Origin of the sequence: Streptomyces sp. MMG1533, from assembly GCF_001279775.1 — a bacterium.
In the GTDB taxonomy this organism is placed as follows: Bacteria; Actinomycetota; Actinomycetes; order Streptomycetales; family Streptomycetaceae; genus Streptomyces.
The window spans coordinates 64,776-84,884 of record NZ_LGDG01000156.1 but is presented as its reverse complement, the minus strand read 5'-3'; the positions used below and the strand labels follow the sequence as shown (position 1 = coordinate 84,884).

12 protein-coding genes are annotated in these 20,109 nt (G+C 68.7%); 3 read left to right on the top strand and 9 right to left on the bottom strand.

Annotated elements, in window-relative coordinates:
* Positions 1 to 100 precede the first annotated feature (100 nt).
* The gene (locus tag ADK57_RS16930; RefSeq protein ID WP_053750297.1) at positions 101 to 1,411 is read left to right on the top strand and encodes a hypothetical protein; all 1,311 of its coding nucleotides are present in this window, start codon (positions 101 to 103) and stop codon (positions 1,409 to 1,411) included.
* Entirely contained in the window at positions 1,411 to 2,676 is a 1,266-nt protein-coding gene (locus ADK57_RS16925; protein ID WP_053750296.1) for an NAD(P)-binding domain-containing protein, read from the top strand. Before ADK57_RS16930 ends, ADK57_RS16925 begins: the two co-directional genes overlap by 1 nt.
* A gap of 55 nt (positions 2,677 to 2,731) precedes the next feature.
* Here the strand turns inward: ADK57_RS16925 and ADK57_RS16920 are convergent, their stop codons facing one another.
* The 7 genes from ADK57_RS16920 to ADK57_RS16890 form a co-directional block, all read right to left on the bottom strand.
* The gene (locus ADK57_RS16920) at positions 2,732 to 3,421 is read right to left on the bottom strand and encodes an LPXTG cell wall anchor domain-containing protein (RefSeq protein ID WP_053750295.1); all 690 of its coding nucleotides are present in this window, start codon (positions 3,419 to 3,421) and stop codon (positions 2,732 to 2,734) included.
* 758 nt (positions 3,422 to 4,179) lie between these two features.
* Positions 4,180 to 4,404 (bottom strand): hypothetical protein, encoded by a 225-nt coding sequence (locus ADK57_RS16915; protein ID WP_159050083.1) that lies wholly within the window; start codon positions 4,402 to 4,404, stop codon positions 4,180 to 4,182.
* Between the two features lie 257 nt (positions 4,405 to 4,661).
* A complete protein-coding gene (locus ADK57_RS16910; RefSeq protein WP_053750293.1) occupies positions 4,662 to 4,937 on the bottom strand; it encodes a hypothetical protein in 276 nt (91 codons plus the stop codon).
* Positions 4,938 to 5,546: 609 nt separating this feature from the next.
* A complete protein-coding gene (locus tag ADK57_RS16905; protein WP_053750292.1) occupies positions 5,547 to 5,798 on the bottom strand; it encodes a hypothetical protein in 252 nt (83 codons plus the stop codon).
* Positions 5,799 to 6,431: 633 nt separating this feature from the next.
* Positions 6,432 to 6,686 (bottom strand): hypothetical protein, encoded by a 255-nt coding sequence (locus ADK57_RS16900; RefSeq protein WP_053750291.1) that lies wholly within the window; start codon positions 6,684 to 6,686, stop codon positions 6,432 to 6,434.
* A 344-nt stretch (positions 6,687 to 7,030) separates the two neighbouring features.
* A complete protein-coding gene (locus tag ADK57_RS16895) occupies positions 7,031 to 8,272 on the bottom strand; it encodes a glycosyltransferase (RefSeq protein WP_053750290.1) in 1,242 nt (413 codons plus the stop codon).
* A gap of 91 nt (positions 8,273 to 8,363) precedes the next feature.
* On the bottom strand, positions 8,364 to 9,380 hold the full coding sequence (locus ADK57_RS16890) for an alpha/beta hydrolase (RefSeq protein WP_078973171.1): 1,017 nt from the start codon (positions 9,378 to 9,380) through the stop codon (positions 8,364 to 8,366).
* Positions 9,381 to 9,969: 589 nt separating this feature from the next.
* On the opposite strand from ADK57_RS16890, the gene ccrA reads away from it, so the two are divergent.
* Positions 9,970 to 11,310, top strand: a complete 1,341-nt coding sequence (gene ccrA / locus ADK57_RS16885) for a crotonyl-CoA carboxylase/reductase (protein WP_053750288.1) — start codon at positions 9,970 to 9,972, stop codon at positions 11,308 to 11,310.
* 94 nt (positions 11,311 to 11,404) lie between these two features.
* On the opposite strand, the gene ADK57_RS16880 is transcribed toward ccrA, so the two are convergent.
* Together ADK57_RS16880 and ADK57_RS16875 are read right to left on the bottom strand one after the other, a co-directional pair.
* On the bottom strand, positions 11,405 to 18,172 hold the full coding sequence (locus tag ADK57_RS16880; RefSeq protein WP_199830603.1) for a type I polyketide synthase: 6,768 nt from the start codon (positions 18,170 to 18,172) through the stop codon (positions 11,405 to 11,407).
* Positions 18,169 to 19,950, bottom strand: coding sequence for a fatty acyl-AMP ligase (locus ADK57_RS16875; RefSeq protein WP_053750286.1), 1,782 nt, complete (start codon positions 19,948 to 19,950; stop codon positions 18,169 to 18,171). Before ADK57_RS16875 ends, ADK57_RS16880 begins: the two co-directional genes overlap by 4 nt.
* Positions 19,951 to 20,109 lie beyond the last annotated feature (159 nt).

Below are 20,109 nucleotides of genomic sequence, written 5' to 3'. Positions count from 1 at the left end.
AGGACGTTAGTCACATGAAATGGAATGGCGCCACCGCCCTTACGGCTTTCGAGTACCTAGCTCCCCTGTACGGGTGAGCCGATCCGAAGGAATGAAGTCCGTGCCGCTCCTCGACACCCGCGTCCCAGCCGTTCTGCTGCGGATCGACCGGAATCCCTTTCACCACGGAACGCTGGGGGCCGTACGCTCGCTCGGCGGAGCGGGAGTGGAGGTGCATGTTGCCGCCGATTGCGCGGGAAGCCCCGTAGCCAGATCGCGCTTCGTACGCGAAATGCATCCTCCGCCGCCACCCGGGGCATCCCCCGGCGAGATCGCCGTCGTGTTGCGGCGGGTGGCCACCCGGGTCGCACGTCCCGCCGTCCTGGTCCCGATGGACGACGCGAGCGCGATCGCCGTGGGCCGCATGCGCGAGGAACTCGCCTCCTCCTATCTGTTGCCCGCCACGCCCGGCGCACTGCCCGAGCGCGTCGCCGACAAGGCCGAACTGGCCCTCGTATGCGCGTCCGCGGGCATCCCGCACCCGGTGACACTGGCCCCGGACAGCCCGGCGCAGGCCGCCGACGCCGCCCGGCGGCTGGGTCTGCCGATGGTGGCGAAGTGGAGCCGTCCCTGGCAGGTGCCCGCGGGCAGCGGACTGCACAGCACGGTGCTGGTGAAGTCCGCGCGGCAGGCGCGGGAGCTGTATCTGCGCACCGAGGAGGCCGGCAGCCCGCTGCTGCTGCAGGTGTATCTGCCGCCGGGCCCGGCCCGCGACTGGTTCTTCCACGGATACGCCGACCGCTCCTGCGCTGTGCGGGCGGGCGGGTCGGGCCGCAAGCAGCGGGCGTGGCCGCGCGGGGCGGGCCTGACCGTGGTCGGCCGCTGGACGGACAACCCACAGGTGCAGGCCCTCGCCGAGCGGCTCACCGACGAGCTGGGCTACCGCGGAATCTTCGACCTCGACTTCCGCCGCTGTGGCACGACGGGCCGCTATCACCTGCTCGACTTCAACCCGCGCCCCGGCGCCCAGTTCCGGCTCTTCTCCGACGCCGCCGGACTGGACGTCGTACGCGCCCTGCACCTCGACCTGACACACCGGCAACTCCCAGAGCAGGCACCGCTGGTGGGGCGGTCGTACGTGGTGGAGAACTACGCACCGCTCGCCGCGCTTCTGCCGGCGCCCCACGGACGCGAACTGGCCTGGCACGCCCCGGACGACCCGGCTCCCGGCCGGGCGATGTGGGCCCTGTGGTGCCGTCATGTGGCCCGTCGACTGCGAGAGCGGCTGCGCGCGGTCCCGGCGGCCCCTGTGCCGGCCCGCGTGGACCACCAGGCGGCTCGCACGGTCCCGGCGGCGCCTGTGCCGGCCCGCGTGGGCCGGCAGGCAACCGCACCGTCCCTGACCGACGACGAGAAGGCGAGAACTCACTGATGTACGACCTGCTGGTGGTGGGCGCCGGCCCGTACGGCCTGTCCATCGCGTCACACGCCGCGGCCGCCGGGCTGAACCTGCGCGTCCTCGGGCGGCCCATGGCGTCCTGGCGGGCCCACATGCCCCGCGGCATGTTCCTGAAGTCGGAGCCGTGGGCCTCCAACCTCGCCGACCCGCAAGGTCGTTGGCGCCTGGACGCGTACTGCGCCACCCGGGGGCTCACGGCGCGTCACGCGGAGCCGATCCCAGTGGAGACGTTCGCGGCGTACGGCCTGTGGTTCGCGCGCAACGCCGTGCCGGAGGTGGACGAGCGCATGGTGAGCCGGGTGGCGGCCCGCCCGGTCGGCTTCGAGGCGGTCACCGAGGACGGAGAGGTGCTGCGTGCACGGACGGTGGCGCTGGCGGTCGGCGTCATGCCCTTCGCCGAGGTGCCTTGGCCCCTGCGCGGCCTGCCCCCCGCACTCGTCACGCACAGCAGTTGCCACAGTGACCTCGGCCGCTTCCGCGGCAGGGACGTCACGGTGATCGGCGGCGGCCAGGCGGCCCTGGAGACGGCGGCGCTCCTCGCCGAACAAGGCACACGTGTACGGGTGCTGGCGCGGGCGGACCGGCTGCGCTGGAACGACGTGCCGCCGCCCGGACAGCGTCCCTGGTGGCAGTCGGCCCGTGCCCCGCACACCGGCCTCGGATGCGGCTGGCGCAACTGGTTCTACGCGGAGCGTCCGGACCTCTTCCGTCGCCTCCCCGAGTCGACCCGAGCCCGCATCGCGGCCACCGCGCTCGGACCGGCGGGCGCCTGGTGGGTACGGGACCGGGTCGAACCGGTGGTGGAGATGCTCTTCGGCCGTGAGGTGGCCGCGGCCCGTCCGGTGCCGGGCGGAGTACGGCTGGAGACGGTGAGCCTGACTGGGGAACTGCACTCCCTGGAGACCGAACACGTGGTCGCGGCCACGGGGTTCCAGGCGACCCTGGGCCGGCTCGGCCTGCTCTCCCCCGAGCTGCGTGGGAACCTGGCGACGACCGCCGACGGCTCCCCTGCGGTGGGGCGGGACTTCGAGTCCTCGCACCCCGGCCTGTTCCTGGCAGGTCTGCTGACCGCCTCCGCCTTCGGCCCGGCCATGCGCTTCGTCCACGGCGCGACCTTCACGGCGACGACGCTCGTACGAGGGGTACGCCACCGACTACGCACCGCCCCGCCCGCCGGGAAGATCCCCGTACCGGTGGGCCGGGGAGGCACAGAAGCGGCGTGGAGAACGCGCCTCTGACCAAGGGGTGGTGCGGGGTACCGGACTCGCTTCGTCCGGCACCCCGCACAGAGCACTATCGAGAGGAGCCGGTTCGGCGGCCTCGTCGATACAGGATGGTGCCGCTGGTCAGCAACAGCGCTGCAAGACCCGAAAGCAACACCGCCTGCTCCTCGGCGCCGGTCTCGGCGAGGGTGGGCGGCTGCGGCGAGGGTGAGGCAGGCGGCGTCGTCACCGGGACGGGGGGCGTGGTGTCCGGTGGCGGCGGCGTCCAGGGGGGCCTGGTGGCAGGCGGTGACGCCGGCGGCGTGCTGGGGGGTTGTGCGGGCGGTGTGTCGCCGTAGCCTCCCGGCTCGTCCGAGTCATCACCGTAGTCGCCGTCATCGCTCTGGCCGCCGTCATCGCCGTAGCCGCCGTCAGCGCTCTGGTCGCCGTCATCGCCGTAACCGTCCTCAGCGCTCTGGCGGCCGTCATCGCCGTAACCGCCGTCATCGCTCTGGCCGCTGTCAGCGCTCTGGCCGCCGTCATCGCCGTAACCGTCCTCAGCGCTCTGGCCGCTGTCAGCGCTCTGGCCGCTGTCAGCGCTCTGGCCGCCGTCATCGCCGTAGCCGTCCTCAGCGCCGTAACCACTGTCGCCGTGGAGGGGCGCAAAGGTGCCCGACAGGGCGCCGAGTGACCTCCCCGGGGCCCCCTCGGAGGGCGAGTCCGCGAACGCCGGGGTGACGTACAGGGACAGGATGCTCGTCGCGGCGGCGGTCACGATCATTCCCTTACTCAGGTTCTGTCGCAATCTCGTCGTCTTTCTCATCAGAGAAGTGGGAAAAGCCTGTCCGGAAACCTTGAGGAACAGGCCGTTGCACACCGTGGCCAGGCAGCACGTGCCGACGCGCCAGTCACCTCTTCCTGTTCCTCCTGCCGTTGCGCCGGGAGGTGGCTTCACGCCTGCCATGGTTTCGTTGCAATCTAATTTTCCGACTGGTCAGGTGATGGGATCCGGTGAAGTGCCAGTACCGACAATCCGAGCATCGGTAGATGCGGTCCGGGATCCTGTCCAGCAGTGGCTGCTTGATCAGCCAGGTCCTCGCCTCGGATTCAGTACGGAATGATGCTTTCCCCGTCTCCGGACAGCGCGGAAAAATGATCACACTACTCACATTACCTCCGAGGCGCGATGTCGACTCACATTTCTCTTCACCAGATGGGGTGGAGTCGATGGTCCATCAGCAGTAACCCGCCCAACAGAGTGAATGACACCCTTACGAACGAGTAGCCATGGAAATTCATCCGAATGACCCCGCATAGCGACTGATACGAATGGAGTTGATCGGATAATCTCGGAGCGGATGGTGAGCGCCATAAATCATGCGCCCCCACCTGGCACACCGGGACCTCGAATCCTTCAGAAAAAGAAGCAGCGGCCACCCGAAGGATGACCGCTGCCCAGTGACCGTCGACAATCAGAGGTCCACGCCCGCTTCACAGCGCAGGATTCGCCCCTTGACCAGCCGTCGGACAATCAACCGATCACTCGCCTGGACCGACCTGCGTGCAGAAATTGCCGATGTTCGTAACACTTTCACCCAAGACGGTGACCGGCGCATTGACCGTGACCAGGGAGGCAGTGAATTCCTGTTCACACTTCAGCAACTGCGCGTTTTCGATGGTGGCATCGGGCGAGTCACCGTCAGCGCCGTGAGCCTGGGCGGCACCGGCACCCGTCAGACCGAGGCTACCGATGGCGGCGGTCACGAGCATGACCTTATTGAACCTGCGCACGCGTATCTCCATAGATTGACTCGCGGCCACCACAAAACGTCGTGGCCTCGATCAGCACAGCAAAGGGGACGTCGAGATCCTGTTCCTCGGCATCCCCTGCTCCGCTTATTGTTGGCCCTCTCTCCTGCGGCCCCGAGCCGACAGATGAGCAGGGCGTCAGACGCGGCAAGGACTAAGGAGCAGGTCTCACACTGGAGGTGCGAGACCCAACTGCCTTTGGTGTCCCTGAATCAGCCGACCGACCCGATCACCGTGCAGAAGTTGCCGATGTTCTGGTCCGTGTCACCGAGGGCCGAACCGACGGGGGCGAAAGCATCGCCGGCCTCGAAGCTCTGCTCACAGTCCACGACCTGCAGGTTGTTGACGGCGGCGTCGAACGGGTCGTCGTAGTCGTGGCCACCGTTGGCGCTGGCAACCCCGCCGCCGACAAGGCCGAGGCCGCCGACCATCGCCGCTACGGCCGCAGCCTTCTTGAACTTGTGCATCACGTCTCCGATTTCCTCCACGCACACGACCCTCCTTACGGACCGTGTCCGACTCGTCACAGAGACTAACATGCGCCTCTCTTAATGCACCATTCCCGACACGCCCGTTTGAGTATTACTAGTTAATTTATGTACCTTTTCGGGAAAGCTTCAAAGTTCGGCTGAGCCTCGTTTGGAAATTCATGCCGGGGCCTTATCGCCCAAGAGATCGAGGTGCAGCGAAGACCGGCGCAGGACCTCCGCACCAGGGACGCCGTCGACCTGCGGACGCGTCAACCTGCCTCTTGTGGCGGGCAGCCACCCGCCATGCCCGGCCGCTCTCCAGGGTGCGACGAAGGAGTGCTGCCGGGCAGGAACGACCCGGCGTCAATCCGGCCTGCTAGCACTGGACATGACAGATGAGAAGGTCTGTGCTGCCGGTGAGCCGGAGGCTTGACCTGCGGTCATTCAGGCAAGGCTCGTCACGACCCGAAGCCCCCAAAGCGCGTCCGACAGGACACAGTCACCCTCAGGCCGCAATACCGCCCACGGGCCTGCCGGATCCCCGTGACGGGACCTCCGGCACCGCAAGCACTGAAGGCCAGGACTCGCACTCGAAGTGCGAGGCCTGGCCTTCACGGTGTCCTGCAATCAGCCGATCGACCCGACCACCGTGCAGAAGTTGCCGAAGGTCTGGTTCGTGTCACCGGTGACCGTAGGAACCTCGACGGGGGCGAGGCCGGCGTCGAACTCCTGGTCGCAGTCCACGGCCTGCACGTTGCCCCCGACGTCGGACAGGTCGTCGTAGTCGTGACCGCCGTTGGCGCTGGCAACCCCGCCGCCGACGAGACCGAGGCCGCCGACCATCGCCGCTACAGCCGCAGCCTTCTTGAACTTGTGCATCACGTCTCCGATTTCCTCACAAACACGACCCTCCTCGCGGACCGTGTTCAACTCGCCACAGACGCTAACACATACCTCTCTTAGCCTGCTATTTCCGACACGACCGATTGGGTGTAACTCATTGAGCTATGTACCTTTTACGACAACCGGAGAGGTCGACCGCGCCGCGGCAGCCGGCGACCATTCCGGAAGCACCCACGGGCGTCACGCGGACGGAAAGCTCCGGCAGGTAGATGCGATTGAGCCTTGACCGGAAGCCCGTGTGGGGCGGTGGAAAGAGTCAGCAGTGGGTCTGCGGGCCGCACCACCAAGTACGCGTCGGTACGGCCCGATGGGCGGCTGCGATCGTCACCAGTTCCAGGCGGCCATTCCCAGGCGGGCAAGTGGCCCAAAACCAAAGCGCCTCCGACCGGTACGGGAACGAGGATCTCAGATGTCCTCGTCCGCGTTGATCGGAGGCACTTCCTGTTCGCACCCTGGACACCCAACTCTCCCAGGACACAGTCACCCTCAGGCTGCAATACCGCCCACGGGCCTGCCGGATCCCCGTGACGGGGCGTCCGGCACCGCAAGGACTGAAGACCAGGTCTCGCACGGAATGTGCGAGACCCCGCTCTTCACGGCGTCCTGCAATTAGTCGATCGACCCGACCACCGTGCAGAAGTTGCCGATGTTCTGCTCCGTGTCACCGGTGGTCGAACCGACGGGGGCGAAGGCGAGGCCGCCGTCGAAGTCCTGGTCGCAGTCCACGACCTGCAGGTTGTTGACGGCGATGTCGAACGGGTCGTCGTAGTCGTGGCCGCCGTTGGCGCTGGCAACCCCGCTGCCGACAAGGCCGAGGCCGCCGACCATCGCCGCTACGGCCGCAGCCTTCTTGAACTTGTGCATCACGTCTCCGATTCCTTCACAGACACGGCCCTCCTTACGGACCGTGTCCGACTCGTCACAGACGCTAACACAGGCCTCTCTTAACCCGCTATTTCCGACACACCCGATAGAGTGCTGCTCATTGAGTTATGCACCTTTTACGACAACCGGAGTAGTAGACCGCCCTCCAGCAGCCAGCAGCCAGCGGCCACTTGGGGCGGACGGACGCCCGTCTCCGTGACCAGGCCGGCGCGGCTCGTGCTCCTCGGTCCACCGTCCATGGCCTGCGCGAGGAGCGGCTCTGCGCTGCTCGTTGGCTGCGGCGTTCGTGGTGCCCGGCCCGGCTGCCTTGGCGACAGGAACGGTTACCGGACAAGCTGGTTCAGGGCATGGCAGGCACGCTCGACCCCGTCCTCAGACGTCAGCGCACGGCCCAGCCGACGGGCCGCCTCGGCATGACCGCTGCCCCCGGTGACAACTCGCAGGCGGCCGGTGAGAGCAGAGACGGTGAGCTGCCGGGACGGCAGGGGCTTCGGCCCCACTCCGAGGCTGTGGACCCGGTCGGCCCAGTAGGGCTGGTCGCCGAAGAAAGGGCAGACCAGGGACGGCACTCCAGAACGCAGGGCGGAGGCGGTGGTGCCCGCACCGCCGTGGTGGACCACCGCAGCCATGCGGGGGAACAGCCAGCTGTGGGGGGTGTCCCCGACCACGAGCATGTCGTCGTCACTCGTGGAAGGGTCTCCGGCCAGGACTCCCCGCAGTCCCGCGCGCCGCAGTGCGGCGCGTACGACGCGGTCGGTGGCTTCGGGGTCGCTGGTTCTCATGCTGCCGAAGCCCACGTACACGGGCGGCGGTCCGTCGTCCAGAAAGCCGAGCAGGCGACGTGGCGGTTTCCACAGTGGTTGTTCGTGGTGCCAGAAGCCGGTCATGTGGACGTTGGGTCCCCAGTCGGGTGGCGGGGGTACGACGGTGGGGCTGAACGCACACAGCACAAAGGCCTGGCGAACTCGGCGGCGAGGCCCGAGAGGGGAGAGGGCGGGAAGGCCGAGTTCCTCCCTGCGCCACGCGTTGATGAACTGGCGGCTCGTCAGCCACGCTCCCAGGTCGACCGCCTCGAAGCTGAGGCGGTTTCCGAAAGGTCCGAGGAACCGTGCAGCCGGAGCGAACGGGTGGGGGAACACTCCCGTGGGCTGGCTGGGCTGGAAGTGGATGATCGCGTGCGGGATGCGCAGGTACTGGCTCAGATGGACGCCGAGGAAACCGAGCGTGGGCGCCAGGACGAGATCGGCTCCCTCGGCACCCGCCTGGGCCTCTGCGAGCAGGCGGGAGAACAGTGGCCGCATGATCCGGTTGATGCCGCGGACGAAGGCCACCGGATTGCGTCGGCCGGCCAGCAGTTCCTGTCCCTCGGGCGATTCGATGATCTCGCTGGGGTCCGCCGCGAGAGAGTGGAACTGCAGTCCCGCCGCGGTGATCAGTTGCCGGTAGCGGGTACTGGCAAGCAGGCGGACGCGGTCGCCCTGGCGGGTCAGTGCCCTGCCCAGCGCCAGGCACGGCTGGACGTCCCCGCGTGACCCCGCGGCGAAGATCACTACTGTTCGGCCCATGCCTCCCTCGATCCTGGTCGTACGCGTCGTTGCCGACGGGATGACCGTGACGCAGACAGCGCGACCCGCTCTCGGATGAAGGCCGGGTCCGCTACGAGAGTTCCTCCGTCACCGTGGGCCAGATGCGGTGCAACTCACGCTGCCAGTAGGGCCAGGAATGGGTCCCGGGTTCGTAGAGGTTCGTCGAGACGTCGACGCCCACCGAGTGGAGCGAATCAGCGAATTTCCGCAGCGATGCCGGAAGTGCTGCTTCGGCCGCCGAACCCACAAGGATCACGGGGAGCGGATGGCCCTCGTCCAGTGGTCCTGGCGTTCCGTTTCCCGCGGACAGATGGACCGTTGTTCCGCGGAAGGCGCGTGGCCTGGCGGCCGGGTTGTGAGCCTGCCAGATGTCGTCGTGTTCTTTCGGGTCGCCCCAGACGCGATTGATGTCGATGCCGTCCTTGGCGGCGCCGAGACCGAGGAGGAAACGCACCGAGGGTTCGTCGAGGTCGACGTACGAGCTCATGGAGGCCGCGTACCGGTACATCCCCCGGTGCCGCGCCGCGTAGTTGAGCGCTCCGAAGCCCCCCATGGACAGACCGATGACGGCCCGCGAGGAGTTCGCGCGGAAATTCCTTTCCATGAGCCGGACCAGTTCCATGGTGTGGAACGTCTCCCAGCGGGGCGTGCCGACGTACCAGTCGGAGTAGTAGCCGTACTTCCCGCCGTCGGGCATGACGACAAGTACGTCCGAGTTCTCCGCCAGTGCCTCGACGTCCGTCTCACGCGTCCAGGAGGTGTAGTCATCCGCCCCGCCGTGCAGCATGTAGAGCACGGGGAACGTGCGGCTCGGCTCGCTCATCCAGCTTTTGGGGAGGATGACGCGAACCGGTACTGAGCTTGCCATGGCCCGTGACTGGACGGTCAGGTCCAGTGTGCGGGCGTCGAGTTCGCTGACGGCCGTGATCCGGGCGCCGGTGTCGGCCGACCGGGACGCTTGCTCCGCGCCGTTGCCGGCCGCGGCTGCCGCGGTGCCGTACATCGGTGCGAGGAGCACGAGGCAGGCCAGGAGTGAGCGGCCGGTGAGGCGCGCCCGGCCGGTGAACATGGTGCGGGCAGTTGGCATGGGCTGAGGGACTCCTTGGGGCGGGCAGAGCCCGGGACGACGCGACACACAGAGGAAGGACCGACGCGGCGACGCCTTCTGAAGGTCTCGACAGCCCTGTCCTGCCGCCGACAGCGGTAACCGGCCTTCAGCGCCGGCTCGTCACGCCGGCCGTACGAGGCGGCGGTGAAGCTCTCTCCTCCAGCGGAGATTCGGGACAATATCGGCATGCACGTGCAGACCATCCCGACATCGGCTGTCGAATACCAGCCAACACGCCGATTTTGTGTAGATATGATCAACTGATCTCGCTTGGCACGGTTCGCGGGAGGGCCCAGGAAGACCGCTCCTGGCCGCGCGGCGTGTCGTGTGCGACGGGGCGGCAACCGCCATTCCGGCCTTCCCGTCATGCCGTTACGCCCTTTGCGCAACGGCACGCATGCTGCTCCGGGCAACTGACCTGCGTCTTCGTCGCAGGCGTGAGCCAGACGGAGGACTGTGCGGTTGCGACGCGACGAGGCAGGCAGCTTGCTTTGTACAGGTGGCCGGGAAGACCAGCCGGTGAACTGAAGGGCAGCCGCACGCGGCCCGGGAATCTTGGGGAGACTCGATGAGCACGACCATGTCCGAAGCCGTCATCGCGGGTGCCGACCGGGCCACGCTTGAGAAGCTGCCTCTGCCCGAAGAGTTCGCCGCGGCGACGGTGCGTCTGGCTGACGCCAAGATGTTCCAGGACGCCGACGACAAGGACGTGCAGAAGTCCCTCTCCGTGGACCAGGTCCCGATGCCCGAACTGGCTCCGGATGAAGCACTGATCGCCGTGATGGCGAGCTCCATCAACTACAACACGGTCTGGACCGCGATGTTCGAGCCGCTGCCGACGTTTCAGTTCCTGAAACAGATGGGAAAGGCCGGCGGTTGGGAGCGGCGCCACGACCTCCCCTACCACGTGGTGGGGTCGGACGCCTCAGGCGTCATCGTGCGAACGGGGTCGTCCGTGCGCAAGTGGAAGGTCGGAGACCACGTGGCCGTGGCGACGGCGTACGTCGACGACCAGGACCACGAGACACACCGGGACGGCATGCTCGGCCACGGCCAGAAGGCGTGGGGCTTCGAAACGAACTTCGGCGGACTGGCGCACTACACGATCGTGCGGGCCAGCCAGCTGATGCCCAAGCCGGCCCTGCTCACCTGGGAAGAGGCAGCCGTCAATCCCCTGTGTGCCGGCACGGCGTATCGCATGCTGGTCAGCGATCGCGGAGCGCAGATGAAGCAGGGCGATGTGGTGCTGATCTGGGGTGCGACCGGCGGGCTCGGGTCCTACGCCGTTCAGCTCGTCCGTAACGGCGGCGGTATTCCGGTCGGCGTGGTGAACTCCCGCCGGAAGGCCGACCTGTTGCGGTCCCTCGGATGCGAGGCCGTCATCAACCGCTCTGAGATCGACGAGGGTGACACCACCCTGCTGCAGCGGCCGGAGGGTTGGAAGAAGCTCGGCGCCGCTGTGCGTGACGCGGTGGGTGAGGACCCGCACATTGTCTTCGAGCACGTCGGCGCGAAGACATTCGGAGCCTCGGTCTTTCTCGCCAGACGCGGGGGGACAGTGGTCACATGCGGTTCCAGTACCGGGTACCAGCACACCTACGACAACCGCTACTTGTGGATGCGCCTCAAGAGGATCATCGGAAGTCACGGGGCCAACCTGCACGAGCAGTGGGAAGTCAACCGGCTGTTCAGCATGGGCCGTCTGCTGCCGGCCCTGTCGACCACGTACACCCTGGACGAGGTGGCTATGGCTGCCAGGAGTGTTCAGACCAACCAGCACATCGGCAAGGTGGGTGTTCTGTGTCTCGCCCCGCGCCCGGGGCTGGGGGTGACGGACCCGCAGGCCAGGGCGCGAGTGGGCGAGGACCGTCTGCACGCCTTCCGGAGTGAGCTGCCCCGGCTTTCGTAGCGGCCGGTCTGTGTGTTCTCAGGCGGCGGCCGGGCGGCCGCCGCCTGATGGCCGCCCTTGCCGTCCGGCCTGCTCCCTACGGAGGCGGACGACGTCAGTCGCCGTGCCCTTCAAGGGCTTTTGTGAGGTGCCGAGCAATGACCTCGACATGAGGCGGGTCGATGAGCGACAAGTGGTCGCCGGGGACCGGTACGACCTCTAGCGACGGACACAACGGCGCCCATCCGAGGTCTGCCTCGCTGCGCACGTAGCGGGGGTCGAGGGCCGTGGTCAGCGGCTGGGTCTCCTGGGCGCGGTAGAGCACGATGTGGCCCGGATACGGCTGAGGCTCGTACCGCTCCCCCACGCGCGCGTCGACGTAGGACGTTCGCTGGTGCTCCATGATTCCGGGGCTCATGTCGAGGCCGGCTTCGGCAACGAGCCGCATGACCACGTCGATCTGCTGTTCGTCAGGCGTGGCAGCCAGTTCCTCGTAGGGCAGGTCAAGTCGGCGTCCGTACGTCTTCTCGACGTATTCGGCGAAGCGGCCGAACCGTTCGATGAGCATCTCCTTGGATTCCAGCCCCGGGAGAGCTGCCGGCAGGATGGTGTCGACGAGTCCGAGGAAGCCCACGGCCCTGTCCGTCTCGCGGAGCCGGCGGGCGACCTCGTAGGCGAGACAGCCGCCGAAGGACCAGCCCAGCAGGTGATACGGCCCCTGTGGCTGGAGCTCCCGGATCAGACCGATGTAGTGGGCGGCCTTCTCCTCCATCGTCCGGAGGGAGTCCACGCGGTCGAACCCGTACACGGGCTGTGTGGGAGGAAGCAGCTGGACGAGTGGTCGGTAGACCGACGTCGGCCCGCCGGCGGGGTGAAACGTGAACAGGGCGGGGCGTTGCGCGCCGGGTTGGACGTCGCGCAGGACACGAAGGACGGACTCGCCTGTTCCGTTCACCACGGGCCGGATCAGCTCCGCGAGGGTGGCGACGGTGGAGTGGGCGAGGACTTGCTCCGCGGTAAGGCCCGGGGCGGTGGCATCCAGGCGTCGGCGGATGCCCTCCACCAGGTCATGAGCGGTGCGCTGGTCACCACCCGCGGCGATGAAGTCCTGGTTGACGTCTTCCGGCCGCCGTCCCAGGATCTCGTTCCACACGCCGGCCACCATGCGTTCGGCGGCATCACGAGGGCCCACCGTGGTCGGCAGCGTCGGGGCCGCCCCGGCGCCGACGCGCTCCTGCTCGGTGTCCTTCGGTTTCGCGTCTGCCGTCGCGTCACTCGGATCAGCCCGCACCAGACCCAGTTCCTGCAGTACCGCGTCACCGAGCGCCCGAAGACTGGCACCCCGCAGAAGGAACGGAGCGGGCAACGCCACGGCGAAGTCCTGCTTGGCGGCGTTCTGGATCCGCACGGTCATGAGGGAGTCGAGGCCGAGGTCGGTCAGAGGCGTGTTCTCGTCCAGGTCCTGGACAGCGCGTCCCATGACTGCGGCCGTCCGCCTGGCGAGACGTTCGCAGACCTTGGCGGGGGCTGCTTCGCCGAGCGACTCGATGCCCCCCGGGCCGTCCCAGCCGTCATCGGGGAGCCGACTGCCGCGCAGAACCCCTGCGAAGAACGGGACCGCGTCCAGTCCGGGGAAGGCTTCCAGTACCCGACGGGCGTCCAGATGCACCACGCCGGTGTGCACGCTGCCCCGGGTGACGAGCGCCTGGAGGGCGTCCAGTCCTTCGGCCAAGGTGATCGGTTCAAGAGCCAGCGCGGAGTTCACGGCGGGGTCCTGGGGTGCCGCACCCACCTCGGCCCAGGGGCCCCACGCGATGGCGGTTGCCGGCAGGCCGACGGCCCGGCGGCGGTGGGCGTGCGCATCCAGCCAGGCGTTGGCGGCGGCGTAGGCCGTCTGCCCGGGGGAGCCGAAGAGCGCGGCGGCGGAGCTGTACGCCAGCCACCAGTCGAGATCGTGCCCCGCCGTGGCCGCCTCCAACTGGAGGGCTCCGGTGACCTTCGGTCGGAAGACGGTGTGGATGTCGGACGACGACAGGTCGGTGATGATGCGGTCGTGGAGCACGGCCGCGGCGTGCGCGACCCCGCACAGGGAGTGTCCTTCGGACAGGGCCGCCTCGACCAGACGCGCAGCCACACCGGGCTGAGCGACGTCTCCCCGCACCACGACGAGGGAGGTGCCGAGTTCGCCGAGTTCGGTGAGGACGGCCTGTGTCGCGGGGCCCGGGGCACGGCGGCCGTTCAGGACGATGCGGCCCGCGCCCTGCTCGGCCAGCCGTCGCGCCGTCGCCAGGCCGAGGCCGGTCAGTCCGCCCGTCACGATGTAGGCACCTTCGGGACGCGCGAAAGGCACTCTGACGGCCGCGTCGTCCGAGTCAGTGGCAGCCAGTCGGGCAACGAAGCGGGTACCTCCGCGCCAGGCGACCTCGTCGGCCTCGCCGTCGCAGAGCAGTTCCTGCGCCAGGTCGTCGACGAGACCGGGTTGCAGGTCGATGTCCACCAGAGTGGTACGCAGAGCGGGATGCTCCAGGGCCAGTGCGCGCACGAGACCGCGAAGGGAGGCCAGGTCGGGGTTTCCCGTCTCCCCAGGTACCACCGACTGGGCCCGCTCGGTGACGAGCCACAGCCGGGGAACCGACAGTTGCCGTGGGTCCGCGGCCAGACGGCGGGCGACGTCCGCGGCGGCGTGCAGTCCTCGACACGTTCCGGGCGGTTCGGGGCCGTCCGTCAGAAGCATGACCAGGGCAGCCCGCCCGTCGTGTGTCTCTTCGCGCCAGGTGTCCAGCAGGCTGTCGAAGGAATCATCCCGGCGGTCCGCGACCGCCACCTCAACGCCTCGTTCCTGGAGTGCCGACTCGAGGAGATCGGCGCAGGGGTTCCTGCTGCCGTCGCCTTGGTCCGTCAGCATCAGGACGTGGGTCGGGGGGGAGGGGACGGAGACAGGCGCTTTCTCCCACTCGATCTCATAGGTGGTTTCACCGAGCGGCTGCGGGACCTCCCCCGGTTCGACGGCCCGGAGCTGCAGCTCGTGAGCCACGATCAGCTCTCGTCCCCCCGCGTCCTCCGCATGGATGTCCCACGTGCCGCGGTGAGGTGATCGGCCAGGGGCGTCGCCGGTGGCCGATTCGCCGGTACGGGGCAGGCACTGGACCCGGCATTCGGCATCGGCCGGAACCTGCAGCCGTACCTGCAGAGACCGTACGGTGACCGGGACGTCTTCCGTTGCGGACGGTGCGGGGTCCGCCCCGGGTGCCTCGCCGTCCGTACCGTCCGTACCGTCCCGGCGGGCCGGTGCGTGCAGAACGGCGTGGAGGAGCTTTCCGTTTGGCCGGTCCGGTGCGTGTTCCTCGGCGGCGGGTACGGGGAAGCCGATCTCGCAGGGAGTGGCCCCTCCCGGTTCACGGCGCGTCAGCGCTTCGGGTTTGGTGAGAACGCGGGCCGAGGCATGGCACAGCCAGGCACCGGAGGCGGATCGTGAGTGGATGCCGACGGTGGCCCGATCGCGTCCCTCCGGCTCCCAGACGGTCGTGACAGGCGTCCTGGCCGAGATCGGCAGCCAATGATGAACCGCCAGGTTCTCGATGCGCACTGCCTCGACGGCCGTAGCGCTCGTGGCGGTTGCCGCGGCGATCACGAGTTCCGCGCAGGCGGGCAGTGACAGAACGGGTCTGCCGTGCAGCATGGCCGGCTGCTGGTTCCAGCCGTCGGTGCCGATGTCCCCGTGCCACAGGACACGGTCCGTGCCGGGATCCTCCACCCGTGCTCCCAGCAGGGAGTGGCCGCTTGCGCGGGACGGCCGCCTCGTCAGGCTGCCGCGGCGGACCCAGTGAGGGACATGACGCCAGGGAGGGCTCGGTACGGTCACCCGCTCGCCGTCCGGCCACAGTTGTCGGGCCAGGCCTTCCACTCCCGCCAGGTGGAGCTCCGCGAGCGCGGTGCGCAGGTGCACGCTGTCATCACCGTCGCGATGAACCGTCGGCAGCACGCGGCAGCGCCCCGGGGCCACCGCGTCAAGCGTCTCGGTGATCGGGACGACGGCAATGGGGTGCGGTGAGATCTCCAGGAAGAGATCGTGGCCGTCGGCCGCCGCGGCGGCCACCGCCTGCTGGAAGCGAACGGGACGGCGGACGTTGGCGGACCAGTAGTCCGCGTCCGCATGGACATCGGCGCGCGGGTCGTCGAGGACCGTCCCGTACCAGGGGATGGTCGCGACGCGTGGGCTGATGCCGTCGAGGGCGTCGCGCAGCGCCGGAAGGACGGGATCGACTGCCGGTGAATGTCCGGCGGCGCCGACATGGAGGAGGCGGGCGAGTCGCCCCTGCGCCTCGACTTCCTCGACGATACGGGCGATCGGTTCGCCGGGACCCGTGACGGTGCACCGCTGCGGCGAGGCGTACACCGCGACGCTGACATCCGGATGGCGGCCGAGGACGTCGGCGCGGGCTTCCTCCGGCAGCTCCACGGCAGCCATGGCGCCGGCCTGCTCCTGGTCGATGACCGCGAGCCGGGTGGAACGGGCGAGGATCACTCGTAGGCCGTCTCGGGCGTCGAGAGCGCCGGCGACGACGGCCGCGGTCACTTCCCCCATCGAGTGTCCGATGACAGCGGCGGGTTCGACTCCGTAGGCGCGCAACGTGTTGGCCAGGGCGAGTTGCAGGCCGAAGAGGAGCGGCTGAGTGCAGTCGACGCTCGTCCCCCGGTCCGTGCGGGAGACCAGGTCCGTCAGGGAAGTGCCCGTTTCCGTCTCGAAGACCGGGTCCAGTTCTCCTACGGAAGCGGCGAAGGCGGGATCGTCGCGCAGCAGCCGTTGGCCCATCCCGGTCCACTGGGAGCCGTAACCGGAGAAGACCAGAACCGGTCGGCGTGAAGTCTTCCGGTCCGCCTCGGAAGCCTGTGCCGTCCGTGGGGGCACGACGCCCGCCGGGGTTTCGCCCCTGGCGAGCGCTACGAGTGCCGCCGTGAGGTCGGACAGCCCTCGGCCGACGACGGCGGCGCTTGCCGGACCCCGGCGTTGGTGTGCCAGCGTGTGGCAGACGTCGGCGGGCGACAGAGCACCGCCCTGCGCGTGCAGCCAATGGGCGAGACCGGTGGCGACGTCGCCGAGCCGGTCCTCGGAACGTGCGGTGACCACCAGGATCTGCGGGACACCCTCGGCGCTTTGCTCCCGCGTGTCCATGGTGTCCCGGTGGCCGTGCCGGGGTGCCTCGGCGGGCGACGGAGCCGGCCGGGGCGCCTGCTCGAGGATGGCATGAGCGTTGGTGCCTCCGAAACCGAAGGCCGATACACCCGCCAGAGCGGGGCGTCCGTGCTCGGTCGGCCAGGCAGTCGGCTCGGCGACGACGCGCAGTCCCAGCTCTGTGAAGTCGATGTGCGGGTTGGGGCTGTGGAAGTGGAGGCTGGCAGGCAGCTTCGCGTGCTGGAGCGAGAGCACCGTCTTGATCAGGCCGACGATCCCCGCCGCGCCTTCCAGGTGCCCCAGATTGCTCTTGACCGAGCCGATCAGCAGCGGTCGGTCGGCCGGGCGGCCACGGCCCAGGACGGCGCCCAGGGCGCCCGCCTCGATGGGGTCGCCCAGCAGCGTTCCGGTGCCGTGGGCCTCGACATGGCCGATGTCGGCCGCGTCCGCGCCGGCGTCGCGCAGGGCGCTGCGCAGCAGTGCCTCCTGGGCGATCGGGTTGGGTGCCATGAGCCCGGCCGAGCGGCCGTCCGAGTTGACTGCGGTGCCGCGGATGACGGCCAGAATCCTGTCGCCGTCGCGCTGGGCGTCGGTGAGCCGTTTGAGGACGACGACGCCGCACCCCTCCCCGCGCACGATGCCGTCGGCCCTCGCGTCGAACGGCTTGCATCTGCCGTCCGGTGCCAACGCGCCGACCTGCTCGAAGTTGGCGGTGATGGCCGGCGAGAGCAGCACGTTGACGCCGGCGGCCAGAGCGGTGTCGCATTCACCGTCGCGGAGACTGCGGCATGCCTGGTGCACGGCGACCAGGGACGAGGAACAGGCGGTGTCGATCGTCATGCTCGGGCCGCGGAGGTCGAGCAGGTAGGACATGCGGTTCGCGGCGATGCTGCCTGCCGCCCCGCTGCTCGTCCACGCCGTGACCCCTGACAGGTCCGCGGTGGTCAGATGTCCGTACTCGAGCGCGCTGAGACCGACAAACACGCCGGTTGCGCTGCCTTGGAGGGCGGGGAGCGGAATTCCCGCGTGATCGAGGGCCTCGCATCCCACTTCGAGGAGGAGTCTTTGCTGAGGGTCCATGGCTTCGGCTTCGCCGGGCGTGATCCCGAAGAAGTCCGCGTCGAAGCCCTCGATGTCGTCCAGGAAAGCGCCCCGGCGAGTGGTACGTGCCAGAACGGCCGCGGTCTCCGGCGCCCCGTCGTCGAAGAGCTGCCAGCGTTCGTCCGGGACCTGACCCACCGCGTCCTTGCCTGCGAGCAGTGCCTCCCAGAAGGCGTCAGGTCCGTTGATGCCGCCGGGGAGACGGCATCCGACGCCGAGCACCGCGACCGCGTCGGTGCGGTCGGTGCTCTCGGCCGCGGTCGGGGTGCGGGTGCTCTGTTCGCGCGGGCTTCCTGACGCCAGGCTGCGGACCAGTTGCTCGATGCTCGGGTTCTCCCACACCAAGGTGGCGGGGAGTGTCCGGTCGAGCAGCTGTTCCAGTCGGCCGCTGAGACCGACCGCGTCACGCGAGGTCAGTCCGTACTCGGTCAGGGGACGCTCGCCGTCGAGCTGGTCGCCGGGTACGCCGCACAGGTCCGCGACCAGATGACGCAGCATGGAGCGAATCTCGTCGGCCGTCGGCGCCTCGGTGCCCTGGGCCCCTGGCGGAGGTGCCTGCTCAGTGCTCGTCGGTCGGGATTCCGCCTCACCGCCCTGTGCGCCGGTCATGCCGTACCAGATCCCTTCAGTGCCGCGTGCTTCGTAGCCGTCAGATGGCCGGCGAGGTACTGCGCACGGCAGGCGCTGCGGGCCACTTTGCCGCTGGTCGTGCGGGGCACGGTGCCGGGTGGGGCGTAGACGAAGTCGTGAACGGCGATGGCGTGGGTGACCGCGACAGCCCCGCGTACAGCCCGGGTCACCTCGTCGAGACTCGTCTGCGGGTCGGTGACGGCAGGGGTGTGCTCGGCGACGACGACAAGCCTTTCGCCCTCGTCGGTGGGCACCGCGAACGCGGCCGTGTGGTGGCGTCGGACGCCGGGATGTGCGTTTTCCACGGTGAGTTCGATGTCGTGCGGATAGTGGTTGGCGCCGTCCACGATCACCAGGTCCTTGATTCGGCCGGTGACATAGAGCTGCTTGTCGTGCCAGATTCCCAGGTCGCCCGTGCGCAGCCAGCGCTGTGCCGGATCGGCCGGGTATCCGCCCGTCATGACGGCGCCGAAGGACTCCCCGTCCGGCGGGCGGCCCCAGTAACCGCGTCCGATGTTCGGACCCCTCAGCCAGATCTCCCCGACCGTCCCGTCCTCCTGCCTGCAGCCGGTGGCCGGATCGACGATGGCCACCTCCTGATCGGTCGGTCGGCCGCAGGCGACCAGTTCGGTGATGGATCCGCCTTCGGCCGGTTCAGCGACCCGCGCGGTCCCCTGCGCCAACAGGTCTCGGTCGAAGGGGGTGACGGTCGGTTCCTCCCCGGCAGGCGATGCCGCGACGAACACGGTGGCTTCCGCGAGGCCGTAGGAGGGGCGCATGGTTGTCCTGCGGATGCCGGACGGCGCGAAGGCTTCGTGGAAACGCTCGAGTGTCCGCGGGCTGACGGGCTCGCTGCCGTTGATCATGACGGCGACCGATCCGAGGGACAGGCCGGTCCGTTCCTCGGGTGGCACTCGCTGAACGCAGTAGTCGTAGGCGAAGTTCGGTGCGCCGGTGAGGGCCCCGTCGTACTGCGTGAGCAGGCGGAGCCATCGGACCGGTTGCTGGACGAAGTCCAATGGAGCCATGGTGACGGACCGCATGCGGCCCGCGACCGGCATGACGATCCCCAGCATCAGACCCATGTCGTGATACAGCGGAAGCCAGCTCACGACGCAGTTGCGCCGTCCGCCTACGTCATACGCTTCCAGCGCCTGCCGCGCGTTGACGCAGACGTTGGCATGGGTGATCTCCACGCCGGACGGCGTCCTCGTCGATCCGGACGTGTACTGCAGGTAGGCGCAGTCCTCGGGCTGCGGCTCCCGGGCTGTCCGAGCCTCGGTCCCCGCCGTTCCGGCACTCTGCATCAGGATCTCGACGCTCACGACGCGCGAAACGGAGGCAATCCCGTGGCCGGTGCAGAAATCGGCCACCGCTTCCCGTTGTTCATGGGCGGAGATGGCAAGGGCGGGTGCCGCATCGGCCAGTACAGCCGCCAGTTTCTCGCCGTGGCCGGGCAGGTCGGGTGGGAAAAGCGGCACGGCAATCGCGCCCGCGCACAGGGAACCCAGGAATCCGACCACGTAGTCGAGGCCCTGCGGTGCGACGATGGCTACTCGCTCGCCCACCGCGCCCGACCGGCGCAGCCCTGCCGCCACCGTCCGTACCTGTGTGTCCAGCTCACTCCACGTCAGCTCGACGGAATTCCCGTCCCTGCCGGCGCCGAAGTCCACGAAGGTGAATGCCGCTTCGTCGGGCGCTTGCCGGGCGGAGAGGGCCAAATGGCGGCTGAGCGTATCGCCCATGGCTGACGACATCTGATCACCATGCCTTCATTGAGGTCGGACAGCATGACAGGGCTTTCCGCGGTTCGGCCGATTCACCATCCGAGGCGCGCTCCGTGCACCACTGGAAAGCATGGTGTGGGCGTGCTTCCGTTCGTTCCGGAAATGCCTGAGAGGCCAGGATTCGGAGTC

Bases quoted from the DNA above. Each gene is read 5' to 3' on its own strand.
- ADK57_RS16890 (WP_078973171.1), bottom strand. From the start codon at position 9,380: ATGCCAACTGCCCGCACCATGTTCACCGGCCGGGCGCGCCTCACCGGC.
- ADK57_RS16880 (WP_199830603.1), bottom strand. From the start codon at position 18,172: ATGACCGGCGCACAGGGCGGTGAGGCGGAATCCCGACCGACGAGCACT.
- ADK57_RS16900 (WP_053750291.1), bottom strand. From the start codon at position 6,686: ATGCACAAGTTCAAGAAGGCTGCGGCCGTAGCGGCGATGGTCGGCGGC.
- ccrA (WP_053750288.1), top strand. From the start codon at position 9,970: ATGAGCACGACCATGTCCGAAGCCGTCATCGCGGGTGCCGACCGGGCC.
- ADK57_RS16905 (WP_053750292.1), bottom strand. From the start codon at position 5,798: ATGCACAAGTTCAAGAAGGCTGCGGCTGTAGCGGCGATGGTCGGCGGC.
- ADK57_RS16895 (WP_053750290.1), bottom strand. From the start codon at position 8,272: ATGGGCCGAACAGTAGTGATCTTCGCCGCGGGGTCACGCGGGGACGTC.
- ADK57_RS16920 (WP_053750295.1), bottom strand. From the start codon at position 3,421: ATGATCGTGACCGCCGCCGCGACGAGCATCCTGTCCCTGTACGTCACC.
- ADK57_RS16925 (WP_053750296.1), top strand. From the start codon at position 1,411: ATGTACGACCTGCTGGTGGTGGGCGCCGGCCCGTACGGCCTGTCCATC.
- ADK57_RS16875 (WP_053750286.1), bottom strand. From the start codon at position 19,950: ATGTCGTCAGCCATGGGCGATACGCTCAGCCGCCATTTGGCCCTCTCC.